Raw genomic sequence first — 20,751 nt, 5'->3', positions numbered from 1 at the left:
AAAATGTATCATGGGTTTAATAGAGGCTTTATAGATAGGGCAGGTTGTCTCAAATATCTTCAAAAGTAGCGGATTTTGAGTAGAAGAATGTAATCATCTTACAATAACGAATCATCGCATGCCTCTCTAAAATCAACCTTTGATCAACTCTACCAGCACATCAGCTGTTTCCTGCGGATGGCTGATTGGAAAATGATGACCCAATGGCAGATCGACTATTTTAGTCGTTTCTCTTGGCGGTAAATAGCTTTTATCCTCGGTTCCCCATATGATCGGAATTGAAGAGTCTATTCTTTGGTGAAGGGTCATTTCTTTTAACAACCGATTTAGTTGAAGTGTTGTGTTGACTATCCGTGAAGAACGAACACTCTTCTTCACTCTTTTTACGTACTCGCTAGAAGAGGTTGCTTTGTCTATCAGCAGGCCTTTTTTTGTAAAATAGGCGAGTAATTGTCGTTCAGAGGCATGCTTTAAAGCTAGTTTACTGAGCCATGATGCAGGGGCCGAATCAATTTTGTGGACAGGTGGTTGTAAAAGAATCAGTTGGTCGTTCTCTGAAAAGAAGCGCTGTTCAGCGGCTGTTAGTAACAAGGCAGCACCAAAAGAATGGCCGATAAAAACAGAGCCATCAGGCAGGATATTCTTTAGTGAGCGTACCAACTCAAGATATGATGTCAGCAGCTGTGGCTTTTTAATAAACGGAGATCTTCCGAATCCTGGTAAGTCTGCGATGATAATTTTTCTGCCGGTTTGTTTATTCAATGCCAGCCCCAGTTGAAAGAGATCGGTGCCATCGCTAAATAAGCCATGCAAAAGCACGAGAGGAGTAGCAGAGCCCTCCAATTGATAGACCGTCGCTTCGTTGATAGCTATGCGTGTGTAGGGTGTTAGGCTTTCTTCCCCATAGGTCAAGCGGAAATCAATGTCAGCTACTGCTAGCGGGATGTTTGATGCTGCGATTTTTTTAATCAGTTTCGGCTCAAAATCACGTTTTGTCAGCCGATTGTCAAAGGTTCTATTGGTCAAAAAGTTTAAACTGCTTTCAGGAATACCCGTTAGTTTGCTTCCGCCAGCTGCCATAACGAACTTGAGTAAACCAAAAGGAACAGTCAGCCGAGGTTTGTTTCGATTAAGACTTTCAGAAATCAGCCCCATCAGTTGAACGATCTCTTTGTCGGCGTGTTTATCGGCAACAAGGGGATACGTCATTTCGTCTTTTGTCTCATTGAATATGGTTTTGACAATAAATTGAGCGAGTACATTTTTATTGATCAACGGTAGTCGATAGTCACTTCCTCCGGGGATAACAGGTAAGGCTCCACTTCGGATTATTTTTATAAATAAGCCAAAGCCTTCGAGTTGTTCGGTGCTGCCTGTTTGCTCATCACCGATGACGGTTGGCGGGTTGATTACTGCTAAAGGAATATGGTGCTTTTTCGCTTCTTGTCGAATATAAATATCAGATAAAAACTTCATCTGCTCATAGGGCGGGGTTCCAAGTAACGCTGGATGCACCTTTTTGAACACATCCGTCGTTTCCCAGACAGAAGCATCATCCGTGAATGGGCTCATGTACCCAGCTACGTGGATGATCTTTTTCAATTTGTTTCTCTTGTTGATTTCTGTTGCAAGGGTCATGAGATTTTTGCTGCCTTCTAAAAAGGAGCGCTTCGCGGCTACTTCTGATAAGGTGATATCCATCGGACCGCCGCAGTGAAGAATCATGTTGCAGTTCATCACTCGTTCTTGGTCGATCGCATTTAAGCCTAAGTTCTCTTTTGTTAAATCGCCTGTTACCAACACTATTTTTTCAGGGGCTAATGCTTGCAATGGTCTTGCTTTCGCTGGATTTCTGACAAGTAATGTTAAGAAAACATCTTCCCTTGCGAGTTGTTTGACGATTTCTTTGCCAATAAACCCAGTTGCCCCGATAATTAAAATATTCATTATTTTCTCCTTTTTTAGAACTATTTAGTCCTAATTTTATATAAAAAAATTACTCTTAAACGAGTAATTTAAATAAATTTTTGGCTGTAGTAGTGAGATACTGACTCTCTTTTTTTACTTCTGCTAAAAAGAGTGCCCCTTCAAGGTTATTCACAAAAATCTCCGCCGTTTCTTTGACGTTGATGTCTTCACGAAATGCTTTAGTATTTATTCCTTCTTGAATCAATCCCTCGCAGATACGCGTTAAATAATCAAAAAAATGATTGATTTTTTCTTGGACCAGCCGATCATTTTTCGGTGCTTGCATAATGAAAGTAATGAAGGGACAGCTGCCTTGATAGTCCCGCTCTTCAATTTCTTCAGCTAAACTTTCTAGAAAGGTCAGCATTTTTTCTTCCAAAGTTAGATTGGTCTGTTTCAAAATGTCTGCTAGTTTTTCTCGGTATGCAGTGATCCAAAAATCAATCACTGCTAGTAATAATTCCTCCTTACTTGAGAAGTGGTAATAGACATTTGATTTTGACACACCGCTTTGCTGCACGACCTCATCCATACTGGTATACGTGTAGCCGACTTTGAGAAAAAGGCTGGCGGCTGTTTCGATCACTCTGTTTTTATTTGAATGTTTATAATTTGCCATAATAGAACTATATAGTACTAATTGAGTCTTGTCAATTTTTTATTCACTGATTGATTCATTTTCTTTTTATTGTTGTAAAATTAATGTTAAAAAATAATTTAAGGTTCTTTTTTTAATAGTTGGTATGTATAATAAGAACATACAGTAAGAAAGTGTATGCTGAAAAGAGGACCCTTATGAAAAAGTTTGCAATTGGCTGTTTTTGGATCAGTCTTTTTATCACGGTCGTTGGCTTTTTTTACAGACGATTTTGATCCCTATTCAAGATTTTGACACAATCAGCAAAGAAGAACTTAAGGATATCCAACTTGACCTTGCTATTAATTATCCATTAGGAACTGGTATGCTCTATGTCGGGCTTCCTTTGTTAGTATGCTCGAGTGGTTATTTGGTTTTTTGTTATTTTAGAGATAGAAAGAACTAAAGCTGTTTTTGTATCCCTTATAAAAGGAAGAGCACTCATAAAAACACCACTTTTCACCACAAAAGAAAGAGTGTGGATTTCGAAACTTATAACAGAAATCATACGTGCATTGACTGGTAACATCTGTAAATTAGTTTTGAAAGATAGCGAAGCTTCTCTTGAAAAAATGCTTAAGGTGAACGCAATATAATATGATGTACGTTTGTTTTTAAATGAAAAGGTAAATATTGTTTGGATCTGTAATGTTTGGGGAATTACTAACTAATTAAGGAAGTGCTTTATGAAAATAAATGATGTTTTGCATAGATGCCAGTATACAATTATTTTATCTTCTAATACACCACCGCTTGATTTAGCTTCTTTAAGTAATATGGGGGTCTGGAGTAATCCAAAAGAGAAACACTATATATTGACTTTGACACACAATGCCGATTCCATTAACGATTCTTCTATGTTTGAGAAAATTTTTAAGGAGCGTACTGGATTACAGTCAAAAGATTTTATGTATGAAGCAAAACATGGTCCGCTAACCCTTCAACGTGCAGTTGATTTGACTTGGTTTTGAAAATATAGAGTTTTTGAGTAGATGCAATAGCGCAATTGCATGAAATCATGGTGTTGAGATTTCTATGAAGGATTTGAAAACAATGAATTTTTTAAGGGAAGCAGGTCTGAATAGCTATGAACAATCACGAAAAGAATAGAAAACAACATTCAATTAGCAATCTATCTAACAATTACTTTAACGTAATGAATACAAAATCTGATCCTTCACAAACTGGATCACCAATACCTTTTCAAAATGGCGACTTTTCATCAGTTGATCGAAACGTTCATTCTTCAAAAACAGCAACTGAGCTACTTTGTTTCTATTTATCAGGTAGCATTATTGCGGCAATTGGGTGTTATTTATATATTAAGCTGCCCTTATTTGCGAATTTACTGGAGAATACGATTTTATCTTTTGCTATTACTTTTGGGATTATCATCCTAAGCTTTGTTTTGTCTCATTTTATAACGAAAGTACTTACTGCTCATACCAGAAATAAATGACCAATAAGAAATGAATTGTGAGGATAAATAGATGTATTCAAATTACCAGAAGCTGCCGCACTATTTAAAAAAGTGGTATGCATTGTTGTATATTTTGCCATTGATGCTTCTCTTATTTGTTAATGCCTTGACAGCGTGGTTAACTTTTCCCATAAACATAGGGATTCTATTGATTCTTTATGGAATAAGTTGTTTGTTTGCTAACAAGGCGTCTCAAGATAAAAAAGAATGGTTTGTTCTAGATGGCATAACTTTTGGGATTGCCTTAATCAGTCTTTCTATCATTTAATCGAAATAAAGGGGCAACCTTTTAGGCAGAGATAATAGTGGAGAACCAATTATTGCGCATGTCGCTCTCTTTTTTCGTTGTGATAGCAGCAGTTATCACGATTATAAAGACTCCTTTTAATTGTTTATCCATATAAGGAAAAAAATGATGTTCGTTCAGCTATATTTTAGAATTATTAAAGTATGTTTAGTTGAAGTCAATTAGATAGTTCAAATATTCGAAAATGATCTGGTATTTTCTGTAGTTGATATATAGTTGTATCCAAAAAACGTTCCAATTTGAATAAAAAGATAACCCCAAGCAGCCCCCGAAAAACAGTTTCGGAGGCTGCTTGGGGTTTGGGGGGCTTAGCTAGCTAAGCAATGCTCGATCACTAAAAAAATGATCAAAACAGAATAGGCAATTTTTTGTTTTCAATCAAAAAAGTTTGATCGTTTTATCAAGCAGAGGATGGCACAAGTAAGTGGAAAGTAGGTAGTGGCTATTTTTTGTGTTCAGGATGGGGAAGTAGATTTGTCTAGGATACACGTGAGGATAAACGTTTGAGGATCATTTGTTTTTGACTTACCTATGTGCCATCACTGCGGAAACCCTGTGGATGAAGGCGTCGTGTACGACACCAGATACTCGGATGAGAACTAAGGACGGTTGATTGCCCGTGCCTGACACGCTTTTTCTAACCGCAAAGTCGTAAGGGCTGAAGAGCTGCAACGCTGAGTAAGTTGGCTGCCCCGTGCGGTTTTTGGTGTTTTTTGAACCCTACAAGCTGCTATTGCTCCTCGCCTATTCGTCACAAGCTTGGAAGGCTTTCTCAAAAAATGCCCGTCAGCTGTAAGCACGTTGTCTTTTGCATCAGGAAGCATCAGCGTTCCAACAAACCTTTGTGAGCCAGCAGGCGCCCACTCATTTTGGGCAACTTTTATCCGAGAAATCGTTGCGCTAGAAGTATGTCCGTCCGTACTTTCCAGAAAAAAGGCAGCTGAAAGTGGGCGGATACCCAACAAAAAGGCGGTTATGACGACCACAAGCGCTCTCAAAAAACTCAGTCCTTTCTTTTCAATGGTCATTGTTCTTATCTGCACTTCATGATAGCACCGAAACGCGAAGTATTTTTCGCGTTTTTTTGTTTTTAAAATAAAAAATTAGATATTCGCTTTTTTTAGATAAATGGTATACCTGAGATGGAATAAAAATAATAAAAGAAAGGACAGGATTTACAATGAAGAAAACATCATTAGTTGCAGGTTTCGTTTTAGGTGTAGGCGTTTTGTTCACTCTAGGTGCGTGCTCAACAGTGGAAGAGTCAGGGGAAGTGGTCTCTGGGTCAGGAACCGAAACGTTGATCAGTGATTCTTCAGATGAGGTGATCGTGGGAAGTGAAAAATTGAGTGATGACGGGTATTTTGAAGAAATCGTAACTAAGGGAATCGATCCGAAAGTCAAAGATGTTGTTTGGTATGAAACGAATTATGAAAATGCTGGTTGGGATCACATTCGCTTTTTAGTGAACCATGTAAAAATTGTGAATGTAGAAGCGTTCAAACACAAAGACAAAGAATACAAAACATTGCTTTCACTGAAATATCAATTGTTTAATGAAGATTCGAAAGACAAAAAAATCAAACCTGACAAAGCATATTTGGTGTTGAATGATGGCAAGAAAATTGAAGCGGAAGTGTTTGTGGACTACTTAGATGATGAAATTTTGACCCATGACAAACATAAAGATGGCTTTATTCATTTTAAAGTGGCGCAAGAACAAAGTTTGCCAGCGATCAAAGCGGTCGAAATCGAATTTAAAGCAGATGGAGATTTGACACATACGTACCATATTGATCTATCTTCCGCTGCTGAAAAATAGTATCTAACGATAGGAGGTTGAAAAAAATGGATACTAGCAAGAAAAAACTATCATTGTTGAGTTTTTTTGCGATAACTGCTTCAATGGTGATGACGGTATATGAGTATCCAACCTTTGCGACATCGAAGATGAATCTAGTTTTTTATTTACTCGTCGGCGGTTTCCTCTGGTTTATCCCTGTAGCCCTTTGCTCTGCGGAGATGGCTACTGTAAAAGGATGGGAAAAAGGGGGACTCTATACCTGGGTCTCAAAAACATTAGGGAGAAAATGGGGCTTTGCTGCCATTTTCTTCCAATGGTTCCAAATCACGGTAGGCTTTATTACGATGATTTACTTTATTGTCGGGGCGCTTTCCTATGCTCTAAATTGGCCGGCTCTTAATACCAATGTTTGGCTGAAGCTGATTGCCACTTTAGTGATCTTTTGGTTGATTACGATCTCGCAATTTGGCGGAACAAAAAATACCGCGAAGATTGCTAAAGTAGGATTCTTTGTGGGGATCGTCGCAACTGGGATCATACTTTTCATCCTAGGAATTGTCTACATTGCTCAAGGAAATCCCATCAAAGTTTCCTTTGGCTCAGGCGCTTGGATTCCTGATTTTACGAAAATCAATACGCTGGTCGTTTTTGTTTCCTTTATTTTGGCCTATGCAGGGGTTGAATCTTCTGCCAGTCACGTAAAAGACATGGACAATCCTGGAAAGAATTACCCGAAAGCCATTTTGATTTTAGTTGTAGCAACGATTCTTTTGGATACGTTAGGTGGGGCAACGGTGGCTGCCACGATTCCCCAAAATCAATTGTCTCTTGATACTGGTGTGATCCAAGCCTATTCTTATTTGATTCATCATTTTGGCGGCGGGGAGTGGCTGGTTCGTTTGATTGCCGTGGTCATCTGTTTAGGTGTCATTGCAGAAATTGCCGCTTGGGTAGTCGGCCCATCAACGGCGATGCTTGAAGCAGCTGAAAATGGCTTGCTGCCAAAACAAATGGCCAAAGTCAATCAACACAATGTCCCAATCAACATCGTTTTGGTGCAAGGCATCATTGTTTCTATTTGGGCGGTTGTCTTGACATTAGGCGGCGGGGGTGCCAATCTATCCTTCTTCGTTGCGATGGCTTTGACGGTCTGCATCTATCTGGTTGCTTATGTCCTCTTGTTTCTTTCGTATATTAAGTTAGTCAAAGAAAAAGACGACTTAACAAGAACGTATCATATTCCTGGTGGGAAAAATGTGAAAATTGGTGTTGCGATGGTTGGTTTGCTTGTTTCTATTTTTTCTTTCTTTATTTCCTTCTTTCCACCGAGCGATATCGGATCGGGAAAAGGCGGAACCTATTTAGCCATCTTGATCATCAGCTGGCTGATAATTGTCGTGATACCGTTTGTCATCTATAAATACGTAGGTGAAAAAGCAAGCGATAAAAAATAAAAAGCACAACCTATGAGGAGGAGAGCTGCATGTTATTTAGTAAAAAAAATCGAAAAGAAGCCCAATATTTGGAACCTATCTATGGGAATGAGGCAATGGATCGGGCGATCCCTATGTACAAATTACCAAAAGAGTCTTTGGTACCGCGGGATGCCTATGAACTAGTCAAAGATCAATTGATCGATGAAGGGGTCTCAAGACAAAATTTGGCGACGTTTTGTCAAACCTACATGGAACCAGAAGCAGTCAAAATTATGAGTGAAACCCTTGATAAAAACGCCATTGATAAAACCGAGTACCCACGGACAGCAGAAATTGAAAACCGCTGTGTTAACATGATCGCTGATTTATGGCATGCACCAGAAGCGTCTGATTTTATCGGTACATCAACGGTAGGCTCAAGTGAAGCGTGTATGCTAGGTGGATTGGCCTTAAAATTTGCTTGGCGCAATCGGGCAAAAAAACTTGGTTTAGATATCAATAAACAAAGACCAAACTTAGTGATTTCTTCTGCCTATCAAGTCGTTTGGGAAAAATTCTGTGTCTACTGGGACATTGAAATGCGGACGATCCCTATCGATGAAGAACATGGCAGCATTAATGTCGAAAAGGTCACAGACTATTTAGATGAATATACGATCGGGGTCGTCGGTATCTTAGGGATCACTTACACTGGACGATACGATGACATCAAAGCACTAGATAAGAAATTAGAGGAATACAACAAACACACCGACTACAAAGTTTACATCCACGTGGATGCGGCTAGTGGTGGATTGTACACACCATTTATGGAACCAGAGCTTGAATGGGATTTCCGTTTGAAAAACGTTCGTTCCATCAGTACGTCTGGACATAAATATGGGTTAGTCTATCCTGGTATCGGTTGGGTGCTTTGGAAAGAAAAAGATTTCCTTCCAGAAGAATTGGTCTTCAAAGTAAGCTATCTTGGCGGTGAAATGCCAACGATGGCCATCAACTTTTCAAGAAGTGCCAGCCAAATCATCGGACAATATTACACCTTTATCCGCAATGGGTTTGAAGGCTACCGCTTGATCCACAAAAAGACGAGTGATGTTGCCCAGTATTTAGCAAAAGAGATTGAAAACATGGGTTACTTCGATATTTATAATGATGGTTCACGGTTGCCGATCGTCTGCTACAAATTAAAAGAAGATGCCGACATTTCTTGGAATCTGTATGATTTGACGGATGAATTTGCCATGAAAGGCTGGCAAGTCCCTACCTATCCATTACCTGATAATCTATCACATATCAATATCCAACGCTTTGTCTGCCGGGCAGATTTAAGTATGCAAATGGCAATGGATCTGGTGCAAGACATGAAAGAAGGAATCGAGCGCTTGAACAAGCGACCAAGCCGTCATGTTTCATCCGACCAAACCTATGGCTTTTCACATTAAGAAACGGTATCGCTAGAAACCCGTTCATTGCTTTTTTCAATGAATAAAAAGACCCTTTATGAAACGTTTTTTGCAAGACTGAATGAACAATGGTTTATAGAAAAATCAAAGGCGGTTGCATCGAGTGCCTTTGATTTTTTTGCTTATAAGAACGGGTAAGTACTTGATAGGGTCATTTTTTAAGAGAAAGTAAAAAAATGGCGCTTGATAATTTCATTTATTGACATTTCTAGCTTGTGATAGTATTAATTATTATGGTCTAAATATATTTTTTTAGAGAAGCATGTTTTACATAAATAAAAAGAAACTCCGAGAACATTGTCGCGAGAAAATTCTGAGAAAAGTTCGTCTGGCAGGGCGCATTTTTGTTCGTTCGTTTTGGTTTATTTGGGGAGTAAGTGAAGGAAAAGTATGTGTAGAAAGGGCATGTTTTTACTGCATTTGTTGTTTCATAGGGAATGTACTGCTATCTTTTTCTGTAAATTGGTTGTAACTATTCGAAAAGAATAAGGATTTACACAGGAGGAAAAACAGTCATGTATAAAGAAGACTTACTGGATAAAGACTTGAAATTGGAGTACATCTTGCTCAAATTCTTGTATTTATCGACGGGTCACATCAAAAAAAGTGATGCGTGTCGGGAATTAGAGATTACGATGCCAACCTTGACGAAACTATCAGAAAATCTTCAGCAGCAACTAAAAAATGAGAAGGTCTCTTTTGCAATCAACCGTTATACCCTTGATCTGCAAGTAAACGACAGCGTCTCATTGGATGATTTGACCGACACGTTATTGAAAAAATCTGTAAAATATCAAATCATCCATTATTTGTTTCAACATGCAGGCTATGATGCTTTCGTATTAGCCGATGAATTAAAAATAAGCGTGGGGACACTGAATCGTGTGATTGCAGAGTGCAATCAGCTGCTGCAGCATTTTGAATTAAAGATAAAGAACAAAAAGCTAGCGGGAACGATGACGCAACGCATTTATTTTTACTATAATTTTTTAAAAATGGGGGAAACAGCGATCGATTCTGTTTTGATCGATGACCTGGTGGCGGAGCTAGCGAAAAAAATAACCCTCTCGATTGCGCAACAAAAGCAGTTGAAGATCTGGCTATTTGTGATCATGAAAAAAGTCACGCCACACACAACCTTGGGAAGCTTAAGTCCGGAGGAACAAATCAAAATCAATCGCTGCCAAGAGATGCCGATTTGTCGCTTTATTCGACAGGCCTATGTGTCGAAAAAAAGCATCTGTTCAGTAGACGAAGCCAAGATCGTTCCCTTCTTTATCTGTCTATTTCTCGTTACGGTAGGAGGAATTCCTTACGAGGAGCTTCGCTTAGGGTTGTATACCAATAAAAATCCTGTTTTTGAGATTACCGATGAAGTCATGGCAGCGATCCAGTCCATTTATTGTCTTGAAGCCTCGCATACGACGATCGATATTAAAGCCAGTGTCTTCTCCTTGATCGCACAAGTCTATTACTTTCATGGGGTAAATTACTCCATTGACCGAGTCACCTTGAATTATTATCACAAGCTGTTTCACAATTCCTTGCGAGATCAAGTGATTACAGACATCCTACAACACATTATTGCACCAACCAACTTGTTTACGCCCACGAAACTCAACTACCTCAAGAAACGTCTGGTCTTTTTAATCTATCTGTTATCACCGAAAGAGGAATATCGGGTACGGATCGGGGTCTTAAATATGGGCTCCAGTCTTTTGGCAGATGCTTCCATTTACTTGTTAAAAAATGAACTAAAAGGGAAACAAAATGTAACTATTTCTCCTTACAACAATGAGGAAGAATACGATTTGCTGATTTCAAACGCCCGTGTCCCTCAACTTGGCAACAATTATGGTCAATTTTATCAAGTGACTGCCATCGGTGCCGATTTAGATGTCAATCAGGTTTCTGCGATCGTCGATCAAATTGCTTACTCTAAGTACCATTCTTTTGTGGTGTGAGCCATCACTTGTTATTTAAAAAGCAGTGAGTCAACGGATAGGTGATTCGCTGCTTTTTCAATTATCTGCGAAGGAGGGAAAGGAAAAGGAGCTTGAATTGCTCTTATCATGGATGACGGAATAAGAATAGTGATCAGTCAAGCAGCTTTCTGCTAGATAAATGTGCCCAGTATCCTTGTATAACGTATCGCAACAGAGCAGAAGACATCAAGTGTGAAAATAACAGAAGGGTTTCAAAATACTGATTTTGGAAGGATGTAAAAAAAAGACCCACATAATGATGTGAGTCTGGCATCGTTAGTTCTGATTTTCTAATTTCTCTAGAACCTTTTTGGGAATTGCGTCTTTTTCAACGCCATTCGGGCCTTTTATTGTACGCTTTTCACTGATCACCGCTTTTACATAAGAATTTGGTGTTAAGGGTTTTGCGTTATCTTCTGATAATGAAACCTCAAGGGTTTGGGTGCTGCCATCTTCTTTTACAAAGTTTAATGTGTAATCGTAAGAATACCAAGGAGACTGGTCGCCGATGCCGCTCTTACTTTCGTGTTGGACTTTAGGCGGAATCTCAGACGGGACATACGCGTAAGCTGTTTGTCCTGAGTAGGTGGATTGATAATATTCATATCCTTTGTATCCAACGAATCCTAAAAGTACGACTAAGATGAATCCGATTATTTTTTTCATATAAACCATCCTTATCCTCAAATATGGAGCTATTATAACAGAATGGTTCTATAGATGACCTTTCATCAGACGAACAGTTTTGCAAGGAGAAACGTTGCTATCCAGTCGTGAAAAAGCAGGGAACGCCGCTAGTAAAGGGTTCGATCTATAAATCCTCAGGGGATTGGTGCTTAGAGCGACTAGAAATAAGAGGGGAAGTAGACGACAAGATCTTAATTAAAAAACACAGCATGGAAAATGCTTCTTTTATGTATGCCCAGCAGCAGACAGCTTGATGAGACGTGCCGTTTGTTTTTTCACTATAGACAGGCGAAAGAGGGCGCACCAGTTTCATAAAAAACCAGCAAAGACGCTCCGTAAGAGACCGTCTTTGCTGGTTTTTTTACCGAAAATGCTTGAGAGCAGTCCATGGCAGCTTTTTATGGTTCGATTTTACTATACAAATCGAGGGCTCTTTTTCTGGCTTCGTTGTGGTCAACTATAGGCAACGGATAGTCGGTGCCTAAAACTACCTTTAGGTCGGCTTGTTCTTCGTCAGTCATCAAGTAGGGTTCATGGATGAATTTTAGCGGCAACTGGGCGAGTTCGGGAACAAATTGTTTGATAAACGTCCCATCCTTGTCGAATTTTTTCCCTTGTGTAATGGGGTTGAAAATTCGAAAGTAAGGAACCGCATCGGTGCCAGTCGAAGCTGCCCACTGCCAGCCGCCGATATTGCTGGCAGCGTCGTAGTCGATCAATTGTCGAGCAAAATAGGCTTCTCCTTGCCGCCAATCGATCAGTAAATCTTTGGTTAGAAAGGAAGCGACGATCATCCGTAGACGGTTATGCATCCAACCGGTTTGATTCAGCTGCCGCATCGCGGCATCAATGATCGGATAGCCGGTTTGCCCTGCTTGCCATTTGGTTAGCTCCTCTTCATTTTTTCGCCAATCCATGTTTCGATATTTCTCAATGAGTTCATAGTTTTTTTGTTCAGGATGGCTGAAGTAGATCATATGATAAAAATCTCGCCAAGCCAGTTCTTTTAAAAAGGTCGCTTTGCCAGTGCTTGATGGCATTCCTTGGCAAGCGGCCCAAACCTTCCGAATGGAGATTTGTCCAAAAGACAAGAAAGGGGACAGGCGGCTGGTTCCTTTGATCGAAGGGATATCACGGTCTTTTTCATAGGTGGCCAAACGCTTTTGCACAAATGCTTGCAATTGCTTGTGCGCATAGTCTTCCCCAACGATCGTTGAAAAATCGGTCTTTCTATTTTCTAGCAGCTTAGCAAGCAGCGCTGTCCCTGCTTTGAAGTGAGGGGCATCATCAAAATGAACGGCTTTTTCAAAATCGAGAGCCTGCTTTTGATACACCGGTTTGGGCAATTGAATCCATTTCTTATAGTAGGGGGTAAATTTTTTGTAGTATGTCCCATCCTCTTTGGTGACTTCTGTTGGTTGATGCAGATGATGATCTTCAAAAGAATGGACAGTGATGCCTTTTTTCTCGACCAATTCTTTTATGTAGAGATCACGTTTACGACCAAATCCACGGTTATCAAAGTTGAAGTAAAGCTGGCTCCATTCTGGATAGCAAGCGAGCAACTGATCAAAGGCTTCTGTCAAAGTCCCTGTCAATAGGTGGATCGTCAGATTTTGCTTTTTGGCAGCCTCGATAAAGTGAGCAACTGCGCTAAAAAAGTAATCATGGCTTGGCGCCTTGGGGAGAAACTGCTTGTCATTGAGATGAAATACACACAACAAATGGTCGTTTTCTTGAAGAGAAAAAAGCGCCTCAGTCAGTGCCGTGTTGTCCTCTAAGCGTAGATCCTTTCTAAACCACATCACATGAATTGCCATACAAACCTCCTTGATAATATAACCGTGCAAAAAAACGATCGGATTTCGTTTATAGTAATGGAAAGATGGGATTTATTCAAATTTGGCGATTGCGTCAGCTAACCAGAAATCTTGGCAAGCGTCCGTGATTATAGAAAGCATATGGAACAAGAAGATGCGTCGCTTTTCAATAGCCGATCTTGTAAACAAAAAAAATCGAACACAGAACAAGAGTCTGTGTTCGATTCTAGCAATCAACAAAATTATTTCATTTTCCGTTCATCTGGCACGATGTCTGCTTTTAACAACCAGATGTGGAAGAACCATTCTGCCACACCAATCAATACTGCTGGGATCAATACTAGCATCCAAATATCATTTGTATAGTCCATATAAGTCAGATACAGCCATAGGATAAGGGCTGCTGCACCGGCATCTGCGATCGTTGCCGCAATGTTACCGATCTTGCGCAAAATGACCAAGTCGCCTAACACATAGATCATCACCACAATGATCACACCGACGATCGTCGAGTCCATAAAACTGACATCGTAAATCCCTGACAACACAATCCACAAAATCGCCCAAATCATTAGTGCTTTAACAACCAACGCTTTTAGATGTTTCATTTCATACACTCCTTTTTATTATTTATTCCAAAAGCAAGAAGGTCATCTTAGTGATAACCTTCTATTTCAAGGCTATCATCTGACATTTTTTGTGTCAAAAAAAAGGATTGGTTTGGTTTTTTATACTATTTTAAGCATATTTGCTTGACGAATAGTCGTAAATAGTTTAAACACTTTAAGGAATGATCAGTGGGATCAATTTGTGAAACGAAAGAAGAATAGAGGGGATTTTGTAAGGAGATAAAGTATCGGTACAGTATTTACTGGAATCAAACAATTTAGCAAGGCAATTTAAATGGAGCGACCCGCCAAAGTCAGATTTTGATCTGCTTTTCGAGGGTCGCTTTATGCCGTCTTCTTATTTATTTTCTCCTAACAGCTCGATAATAATTGAGCCCGGTTCCTGCAAATACTACGAAACTAGCCAATAGGAACAAAAATCCTACAGGAATCAGGTAGAAATTTTCATGTAAAATGCCGGATTGATCGATGTATTCTACGGCGCTTGCTTTGATGAAGAAGCAGGCAAAGCCGAATAGTAGTAAAAATGTTCCGATCAAGGTCGTGATCAAATTGAGTTTGGCGCGTCGGGTCTCGCTGCCGTCTTTGATTAGTTTTTCAGTGATCTTGTTCACTTGGGTTCCTCCTAAAATCAATTCATCAAGCGAGAGTTCAAAAATCGTGGCGATGGCAATCAGCATTTCTAAATCTGGTAGATTGCGATTGTTTTCCCAGTTCGAAACGGCTTGTCTTGTCACGTGTAGTTGAGTGGCAAATTGTTCTTGGGTCAAGTTATTTCTCGTACGTACTTCTTTGATTTTTTCGCCAAATTCCATCTTTTCTTCCTTTCGCTGATGTGACTTAAGCATAGTCGAAACCCTCATTGGTTCCAAGAAAGCAGGGCTTGCTGCTTGATAAATCAAGGGAAAGTGGTGCTTGCGTCGCTTTTTTGTCCGCTCTTGGTTAGGGCGGGAGCCAATCATCTTTAATAATCAAAGCGATCAGCTGCTAAGTAAACGATTTGATGTGTGTTATTTTTACAATGTATCTTTTCTTTTATTATAGCATTGTGATCGAGGGGAGGGAATTGTGGGATACAGGCCTTTCGCTGCTTGATCGGTAGCTGTCCGACAGCTGTCGAGAGTATCGAGTGGGGGGGGAGCGCAACAGCAAGTTTCTTTTCTTAAAGAAAATCACTTAGTTGACAAATCGCAAAACATCTTGTTTAATATACCCCAAGGGGTATACGAAAGGAGCAAGAAATGTTTTCACTATTTAAGCGCATACCAAGTATGTCAACAGCAGATTTACAAAAAGAAGGAGCCAAAGAATGGACGGTTCTGGATGTACGCACGCCGGCGGAGTACCGCAGCGGGCACATTGCCTATGCGAAAAATGTACCGTTAAATAAGGTTGCTGGATTTACTCAAAAAGGCGACAAGAAACTGGCAGTCATTTGCCAATCGGGGATGCGAAGCAAACAAGCAGCCAAAATCCTAAGTAAAAAAGGTTTTGATGTGGTCAACGTTCGTGGCGGCATGAATCAATGGCGCGGAACAACCAAAGGAGGAAAGTAATGATGGAAAAAATAGTTATTGTCGGTGGGGTAGCAGGGGGAATGTCGGCAGCCACGCGCTTACGTCGGCTTAAAGAAGCAGCGGAGATCATTGTTTTTGAAAAAGGTCCTTTTGTCTCTTTTGCGAATTGCGGGCTGCCGTATGCAATTTCTGGTGAGATCAAAGAGCGAGATGCCCTATTGGTCCAAACACCTGAAGCATTAAAGAAACGGTTCAACTTAGATGTGCGACCTTTTCATGAGGTACTGGCGATCCAGCCAGAGGAGAAAACGGTGACGGTCAAACATGGCGAACACGTCTTCACGGAATCTTATGATGCGTTGATTTTATCGCCGGGGGCAAAACCGCTAGTACCAGCGATCAAAGGGCTAGAAGAAGCAACCAACGCCTTTTCTTTGCGCAATGTTCCTGACTTAGACCAAATCATGGCGCATCTTGAAGACAAAAAGCCTCAAAAAGCGACGATCATTGGCGCTGGGTTTATTGGGTTAGAAGTCGCTGAAAATTTACATAAAAAAGGCCTCGAAGTAACGATCGTAGAAAAAGCACCCCACGTATTGCCACCTTTGGACGAAGAAATGGCTGCGTATGTCAAAAATGAATTGATCAAGCAAGGGGTCAAAGTTTTGACCTCGCAGTCAGCGACCGCTTTTGAAAAAGCAGGGCAAGAAATCGTTCTGGAAGATGGCACGGTCCTGGCTTCAGATGTCACGATTCTTTCGGTTGGTGTCCAACCAGAAACGGATTTGGCGAAACGTGCTGGTATTGAATTGGGACACCGGGGGGGTATCCTAGTAGATGAGCAATACCAAACCAGCAAGAAAGATATTTACGCGGTGGGTGATGCCATCGTTGTGAAACAACAAATCACCAACGAAGATACGCTGATCTCCCTGGCGTCACCAGCCAATCGCCAAGGTCGGCAAGTAGCCGATGTGTTGGGTGGACTGGCTCGCAAAAACAAAGGCAGTATCGGGACGGCGATCGTGCGCGTATTCGATCTTGCAGCAGCTTCCACAGGGTTAAGTGAGCGCAGCGCCAAACTGGCAGGGCTAAATCCCCAGGTGGTTCATCTTTCAGGCAAAGACCATGCAGGGTATTATCCTGATGCGACGGATATTTATTTGAAACTGATTTTTGATGCGAATAATGGAAAAATCTACGGTGCGCAAGGCATCGGTGCCAAAGGGGTCGATAAACGGATCGATATATTGGCAACAGTGATCAAAGGCGGTTTAACGATCTTTGACTTGCCTGAACTGGAATTCACCTATGCACCGCCTTTTGGCTCAGCCAAAGATCCAGTGAATATGCTTGGCTATGCAGCGATCAATCTAGCGGAAGGAATCAGTGAGAATATTCAGTGGCACGAATTGACGGATGCCTTAGAAAACGGTAAGCAGTTGTTGGATGTTCGTTCAGAGATGGAATTAGCCAATAATGGACGTTTTCAACAAGCGCTCCACATTCCGTTAGATGAATTGAGGGATCGGTTGTCTGAATTGGATCCAAGCGTTTCGTATGTCGTTACGTGTCATAGCGGATTGAGAAGCTACATTGCCGAACGCATCTTAAAACAAGCGGGCATCAATTGTCAAAACCTCGATGGTGCCTTTTCGTTGTATAATACTATTAAGCCGGAGATGATTATTCATGATTAAAGCAATATCTATGGAGGAATTTGCCCAAAAAGAAAAACGTGAACCACTTGAGATCCTTGATGTCAGAGAAGTCGATGAGTTTGCACAAGGACACATCAAAACAGCACAAAACCTACCGTTGAGCGAGCTGACAGAACAAATCAGCGACTTAGAGAAGGATAAAAACTACTATGTCATCTGTCATTCAGGGGCTCGTTCGCAAATGGCATCTGAGTTTTTGAGTCAGCAAGGGTTTCAAGTGACCAATGTCCTCGGCGGCATGTCAGCATGGAGAGGAGAAATCAAACGATGACCGCATGCAACAAAGATATTTTGAATCGGTTAAAACGAACCGAAGGCCAGTTGCGGGGGATTCAAAAAATGATCGAAGACGAGAAAGAATGCGTCGATGTAATCACGCAATTGTCCGCCGTCAGTTCCAGTGTTAACCGTATTATGGGGATCATTGTCGCTGAAAATTTGAAAAATTGTTTGGAAAATCCAGACAGCGACACGGAAACCCAAAAGCAGAAAATCGATCAAGCCGTTCAGCTGATCGTGAAGAAATAACGGGATTTTTGAAAGGTTTGTCGTGTTTTTTCATTTGAAAGAGTTTTTTGTCAACCAGTTGAAGATTCGAAGCTGACCGCAAAAGAAGGGAAATACCTATTTTGCGGTTTTTTCTACATTAAAAAAATGATTGCGTTTTCTTTTTTTGGGTGCTATGATTAATTTAAGAAATAAATAATGATTTTTTTTATGTGTATGTGACTGTACGGCAGGCAAGGCATAATAAAATCAATTTTGCGAAGGTTCGCAGATTTGATTTTATTATGCCTTTTTTTACGCTTAGAAAGACTAACTATATAGAGTCAAGTGAAAATTAGCTAAATCAAAAAAATATTTTATAACAGTTAAGTCCAAAAAATGAGTACAACAAATAGACCTTTCACTATTAGATTTTTTTGATTGTTCAATAGCTAATCGGAAACAATCTTATAAGGTTCATTTTTAGTTAAAATAGCATGAATCACATAACAAAGCTTACGAGAAACAGCACCTAAGGCCGTCAGATGATGCTTTCCCTCAGAAATTTTTTTCTGATAAAACGCGCGAAAAACAGGATCACATCGAGAAGCAACTAGAGCAGCTGAAAACAAGGCTTTTCGTAAGTATGGAGATCCACGCTTGCTCATAACATTATGTGTTGCTTCGTTTTGCCCAGATTGGGACACAGACGCGTCTATGCCAGCATAAGCAACCAGTTTTTTCGGATTAGAAAATTTGCGAATGTCTCCAATTTCACCAAGAATTGTCGCGCCATTTATAGGGCCGATTCCAGGGATTGTGAGAATAACAGAGTCTAAATTACTCATTATGCGCTTAATTTCTTTTTCAGTTTCTTTTACTTGGCTTTCGATGAATTTCAATTGTTCAATCATGGAGCGTAATTGAAATGTAAAAGCTTCTTGAGCAAATTTCACTCCAAAGGAGTTAGAAGCTGCTTGCTTCAATTGATCTGCTTTCTCTGGCTTTATTCGGTTCCTGCTTAACTCAGCTAAGTATTGAGCCAACGTTTCTGCCGAAATTTCTTCTAGCTCTATAGGAGAACTAAACTCAAGCAATAACTCTTTAGACGCTTTTCCGAAAATACCTTGTTTAGAAAAAATTGATGCATATTCAGGAAACACTTGATCTAGTACAGCTATGATTTTTCGTTTGAAGTCGCTTGCGGTACCTACTAAATAGGTTCGGTAACGTGAAAGTTGTTTTAACGAAAAAACATTTTCATCAGACAATACTGTTTCTACAAAGGAACCATAACGCATCAAGTCAGCAATCAAAACAGAATCAATAATATCATTTTTTCGTTTTCTGATTTCTGTTCCTTTGCGCCAGCCATCGGTTTGAAGAGGATTCACAACGTGAATCAAAAAGTCTGATTCGTGGAGGTATGAAAAGATGGAGAGCCAATAATGACCCGTAGCTTCCATTCCGACAATAAAGTCAGCGGGAGTCTCTGAATATTTTGAAAGCCGCTCAATCAGGGAATCAGCTCCTTCAGTAGTGTTAGGGAAAGAAAAACCTTTTAGGATCACTTTACCTTCTTCACTCATTAAAGAAGCCACGTGAGTTCGCTTGCCGATATCAATTCCTAAGAAGTACATACATTTGACCTTTCTAAAAAAATATTTTGGATTGAAACCCGCTCAACTGAAAAGCGTCACTACCTTGTACGAGATACGGAGTAAAGCAAAAACTTTCAACATCTAACTCATACGTAATCCACTTATCAGAGAGAGGTGCCAGTCTTTCGATTACGAGCTTCAAAACTCAAGGAGGCAACGGCATAGCCTCTCAATCCAATAAATATATTATCTCAAAATGAATGAGTTAATACCAAATTAAAATAACGATGGTTCATAGGGTTATCCAATCAAAACCGGAAGGTTAAAACCCTAACTCTAATATACAAGGAGGAAGGAGAAGAATACATGTATTTGATTAAGAAGGTTTTGAATGTGAACGTTATTATTGTTGAGAAAGACAACAAAGATGTTATTGCTTTTGGCAAAGGTATCGGTTATCAGCAAAAGAAGGGTCAATTGATTTCGGAAGAGAAAATCTCTAAATTTTATCTTCCGATTGAAGATAATCGAATGGAGTCCTTGATCACGTTTATGAACAATGTACCTGTAAAGTATATCGAGCTAGCGTATGAAGTCATCCAAGAAGCGGAGAAATATCTAGATACGGAGTTATCTGCTAATACACTCTTTTCACTAACCGATCATATTTATTTTACTGTCGAGAGGATCAGAGACAATGTCATTATGACTTCTTCAATGTATTGGGAGTTCAAACGATTTTACCCGGAAGAATTTCAGGCTGCTCAAAAAGGTGTTGCCATTATTGAAAAAGCACTTGGTGTTTCTTTGAATGAACAAGAAGCAGCGAACATTACTTTCCATATTATTAACGGAAATAGTCGCTCATCAATTCATGCTAATGCTATCCAAATTACAAAAATCGTGACAAATATTTTAAAGTCTGTACAAATGTTGGTGAAGAAAAAATTGGATAGCCACAGTCTGCACTATGAGCGTCTGGTTACACATGCCAAATTTTTTGCAGAACGCTATTTAACGAACACGATGTTAAACAATGATGCAGTTCTAATAAAGACAGTTTCTACGCTATATCAAGAATCGATGGCCTATAGTCAGCGAATAAAACGGACGTTAGAAGAAATCTATGAGAAACCAATCACTGAAGAAGAAATTGCGTATTTAGCCATTCATATTAATAGACTATTACTATCACAAAATGAGGAGTGAA

18 protein-coding genes are annotated in these 20,751 nt (G+C 39.9%); 10 read left to right on the top strand and 8 right to left on the bottom strand.

The window, feature by feature from the left end:
- Positions 1-132: 132 nt before the first annotated feature.
- Both IGK14_RS15735 and IGK14_RS15730 read right to left on the bottom strand, forming a co-directional pair.
- Positions 133-1,947: an alpha/beta fold hydrolase gene (locus IGK14_RS15735; protein ID WP_010748927.1), complete on the bottom strand. Its 1,815-nt coding sequence runs from the start codon at positions 1,945-1,947 to the stop codon at positions 133-135.
- A gap of 55 nt (positions 1,948-2,002) precedes the next feature.
- A complete protein-coding gene (locus tag IGK14_RS15730; RefSeq protein WP_010748928.1) occupies positions 2,003-2,587 on the bottom strand; it encodes a TetR/AcrR family transcriptional regulator in 585 nt (194 codons plus the stop codon).
- 704 nt (positions 2,588-3,291) lie between these two features.
- Between IGK14_RS15730 and IGK14_RS15725 the strand changes: the two genes are divergently transcribed.
- On the top strand, positions 3,292-3,576 hold the full coding sequence (locus IGK14_RS15725) for a hypothetical protein (protein WP_010748929.1): 285 nt from the start codon (positions 3,292-3,294) through the stop codon (positions 3,574-3,576).
- A 1,415-nt stretch (positions 3,577-4,991) separates the two neighbouring features.
- Here IGK14_RS15725 and IGK14_RS15720 read toward each other — a convergent pair.
- A complete protein-coding gene (locus IGK14_RS15720) occupies positions 4,992-5,420 on the bottom strand; it encodes a hypothetical protein (protein WP_174272999.1) in 429 nt (142 codons plus the stop codon).
- A gap of 152 nt (positions 5,421-5,572) precedes the next feature.
- Here IGK14_RS15720 and IGK14_RS15715 point away from each other — a divergent pair, with 152 nt between their 5' ends.
- From IGK14_RS15715 to IGK14_RS15700, 4 genes are all read left to right on the top strand, one after another.
- Positions 5,573-6,214, top strand: a complete 642-nt coding sequence (locus IGK14_RS15715) for a hypothetical protein (protein WP_010748932.1) — start codon at positions 5,573-5,575, stop codon at positions 6,212-6,214.
- A gap of 26 nt (positions 6,215-6,240) precedes the next feature.
- Complete coding sequence (locus tag IGK14_RS15710; RefSeq protein WP_010748933.1) at positions 6,241-7,650, top strand: amino acid permease; 1,410 nt, start codon at positions 6,241-6,243, stop codon at positions 7,648-7,650.
- A gap of 29 nt (positions 7,651-7,679) precedes the next feature.
- Positions 7,680-9,074: a glutamate decarboxylase gene (locus IGK14_RS15705; RefSeq protein WP_010748934.1), complete on the top strand. Its 1,395-nt coding sequence runs from the start codon at positions 7,680-7,682 to the stop codon at positions 9,072-9,074.
- Between the two features lie 536 nt (positions 9,075-9,610).
- Positions 9,611-11,059, top strand: coding sequence for a helix-turn-helix domain-containing protein (locus IGK14_RS15700; RefSeq protein WP_010748935.1), 1,449 nt, complete (start codon positions 9,611-9,613; stop codon positions 11,057-11,059).
- Positions 11,060-11,356: 297 nt separating this feature from the next.
- Here the strand turns inward: IGK14_RS15700 and IGK14_RS15695 are convergent, their stop codons facing one another.
- From IGK14_RS15695 to IGK14_RS15680, 4 genes are all read right to left on the bottom strand, one after another.
- A complete protein-coding gene (locus IGK14_RS15695) occupies positions 11,357-11,755 on the bottom strand; it encodes a YxeA family protein (protein ID WP_010748936.1) in 399 nt (132 codons plus the stop codon).
- A gap of 410 nt (positions 11,756-12,165) precedes the next feature.
- Positions 12,166-13,587 (bottom strand): cryptochrome/photolyase family protein, encoded by a 1,422-nt coding sequence (locus IGK14_RS15690; protein ID WP_194186268.1) that lies wholly within the window; start codon positions 13,585-13,587, stop codon positions 12,166-12,168.
- A gap of 242 nt (positions 13,588-13,829) precedes the next feature.
- Complete coding sequence (locus tag IGK14_RS15685; protein ID WP_010748938.1) at positions 13,830-14,195, bottom strand: DUF2512 family protein; 366 nt, start codon at positions 14,193-14,195, stop codon at positions 13,830-13,832.
- A 362-nt stretch (positions 14,196-14,557) separates the two neighbouring features.
- Complete coding sequence (locus IGK14_RS15680; protein ID WP_051095338.1) at positions 14,558-15,031, bottom strand: DUF3955 domain-containing protein; 474 nt, start codon at positions 15,029-15,031, stop codon at positions 14,558-14,560.
- Between the two features lie 426 nt (positions 15,032-15,457).
- On the opposite strand from IGK14_RS15680, the gene IGK14_RS15675 reads away from it, so the two are divergent.
- From IGK14_RS15675 to IGK14_RS15660, 4 genes are read left to right on the top strand one after another with little or no spacing between them, the layout of a single operon-like run.
- Positions 15,458-15,772: a rhodanese-like domain-containing protein gene (locus IGK14_RS15675; protein WP_010748940.1), complete on the top strand. Its 315-nt coding sequence runs from the start codon at positions 15,458-15,460 to the stop codon at positions 15,770-15,772.
- A 2-nt stretch (positions 15,773-15,774) separates the two neighbouring features.
- The gene (locus IGK14_RS15670; protein ID WP_034696253.1) at positions 15,775-17,433 is read left to right on the top strand and encodes an FAD-dependent oxidoreductase; all 1,659 of its coding nucleotides are present in this window, start codon (positions 15,775-15,777) and stop codon (positions 17,431-17,433) included.
- Positions 17,426-17,725 (top strand): rhodanese-like domain-containing protein, encoded by a 300-nt coding sequence (locus IGK14_RS15665; RefSeq protein ID WP_010748942.1) that lies wholly within the window; start codon positions 17,426-17,428, stop codon positions 17,723-17,725. The genes IGK14_RS15670 and IGK14_RS15665 overlap by 8 nt, the downstream gene beginning before the upstream one ends.
- On the top strand, positions 17,722-17,982 hold the full coding sequence (locus IGK14_RS15660; protein ID WP_005230585.1) for a metal-sensitive transcriptional regulator: 261 nt from the start codon (positions 17,722-17,724) through the stop codon (positions 17,980-17,982). Before IGK14_RS15665 ends, IGK14_RS15660 begins: the two co-directional genes overlap by 4 nt.
- 410 nt (positions 17,983-18,392) lie before the next feature.
- Here IGK14_RS15660 and IGK14_RS15655 read toward each other — a convergent pair whose 3' ends face one another.
- On the bottom strand, positions 18,393-19,580 hold the full coding sequence (locus IGK14_RS15655; RefSeq protein ID WP_010748702.1) for an IS110 family transposase: 1,188 nt from the start codon (positions 19,578-19,580) through the stop codon (positions 18,393-18,395).
- A 327-nt stretch (positions 19,581-19,907) separates the two neighbouring features.
- Here IGK14_RS15655 and IGK14_RS15650 point away from each other — a divergent pair, with 327 nt between their 5' ends.
- Positions 19,908-20,750, top strand: a complete 843-nt coding sequence (locus tag IGK14_RS15650) for a PRD domain-containing protein (protein ID WP_010748943.1) — start codon at positions 19,908-19,910, stop codon at positions 20,748-20,750.
- Position 20,751: the final 1 nt, after the last annotated feature.

Source organism: Enterococcus sp. DIV0970a (genome assembly GCF_051711265.1).
GTDB lineage: Bacteria > Bacillota > Bacilli > Lactobacillales > Enterococcaceae > Enterococcus_D > Enterococcus_D casseliflavus.
This window is presented reverse-complemented; position numbering and strand designations above follow the sequence as displayed.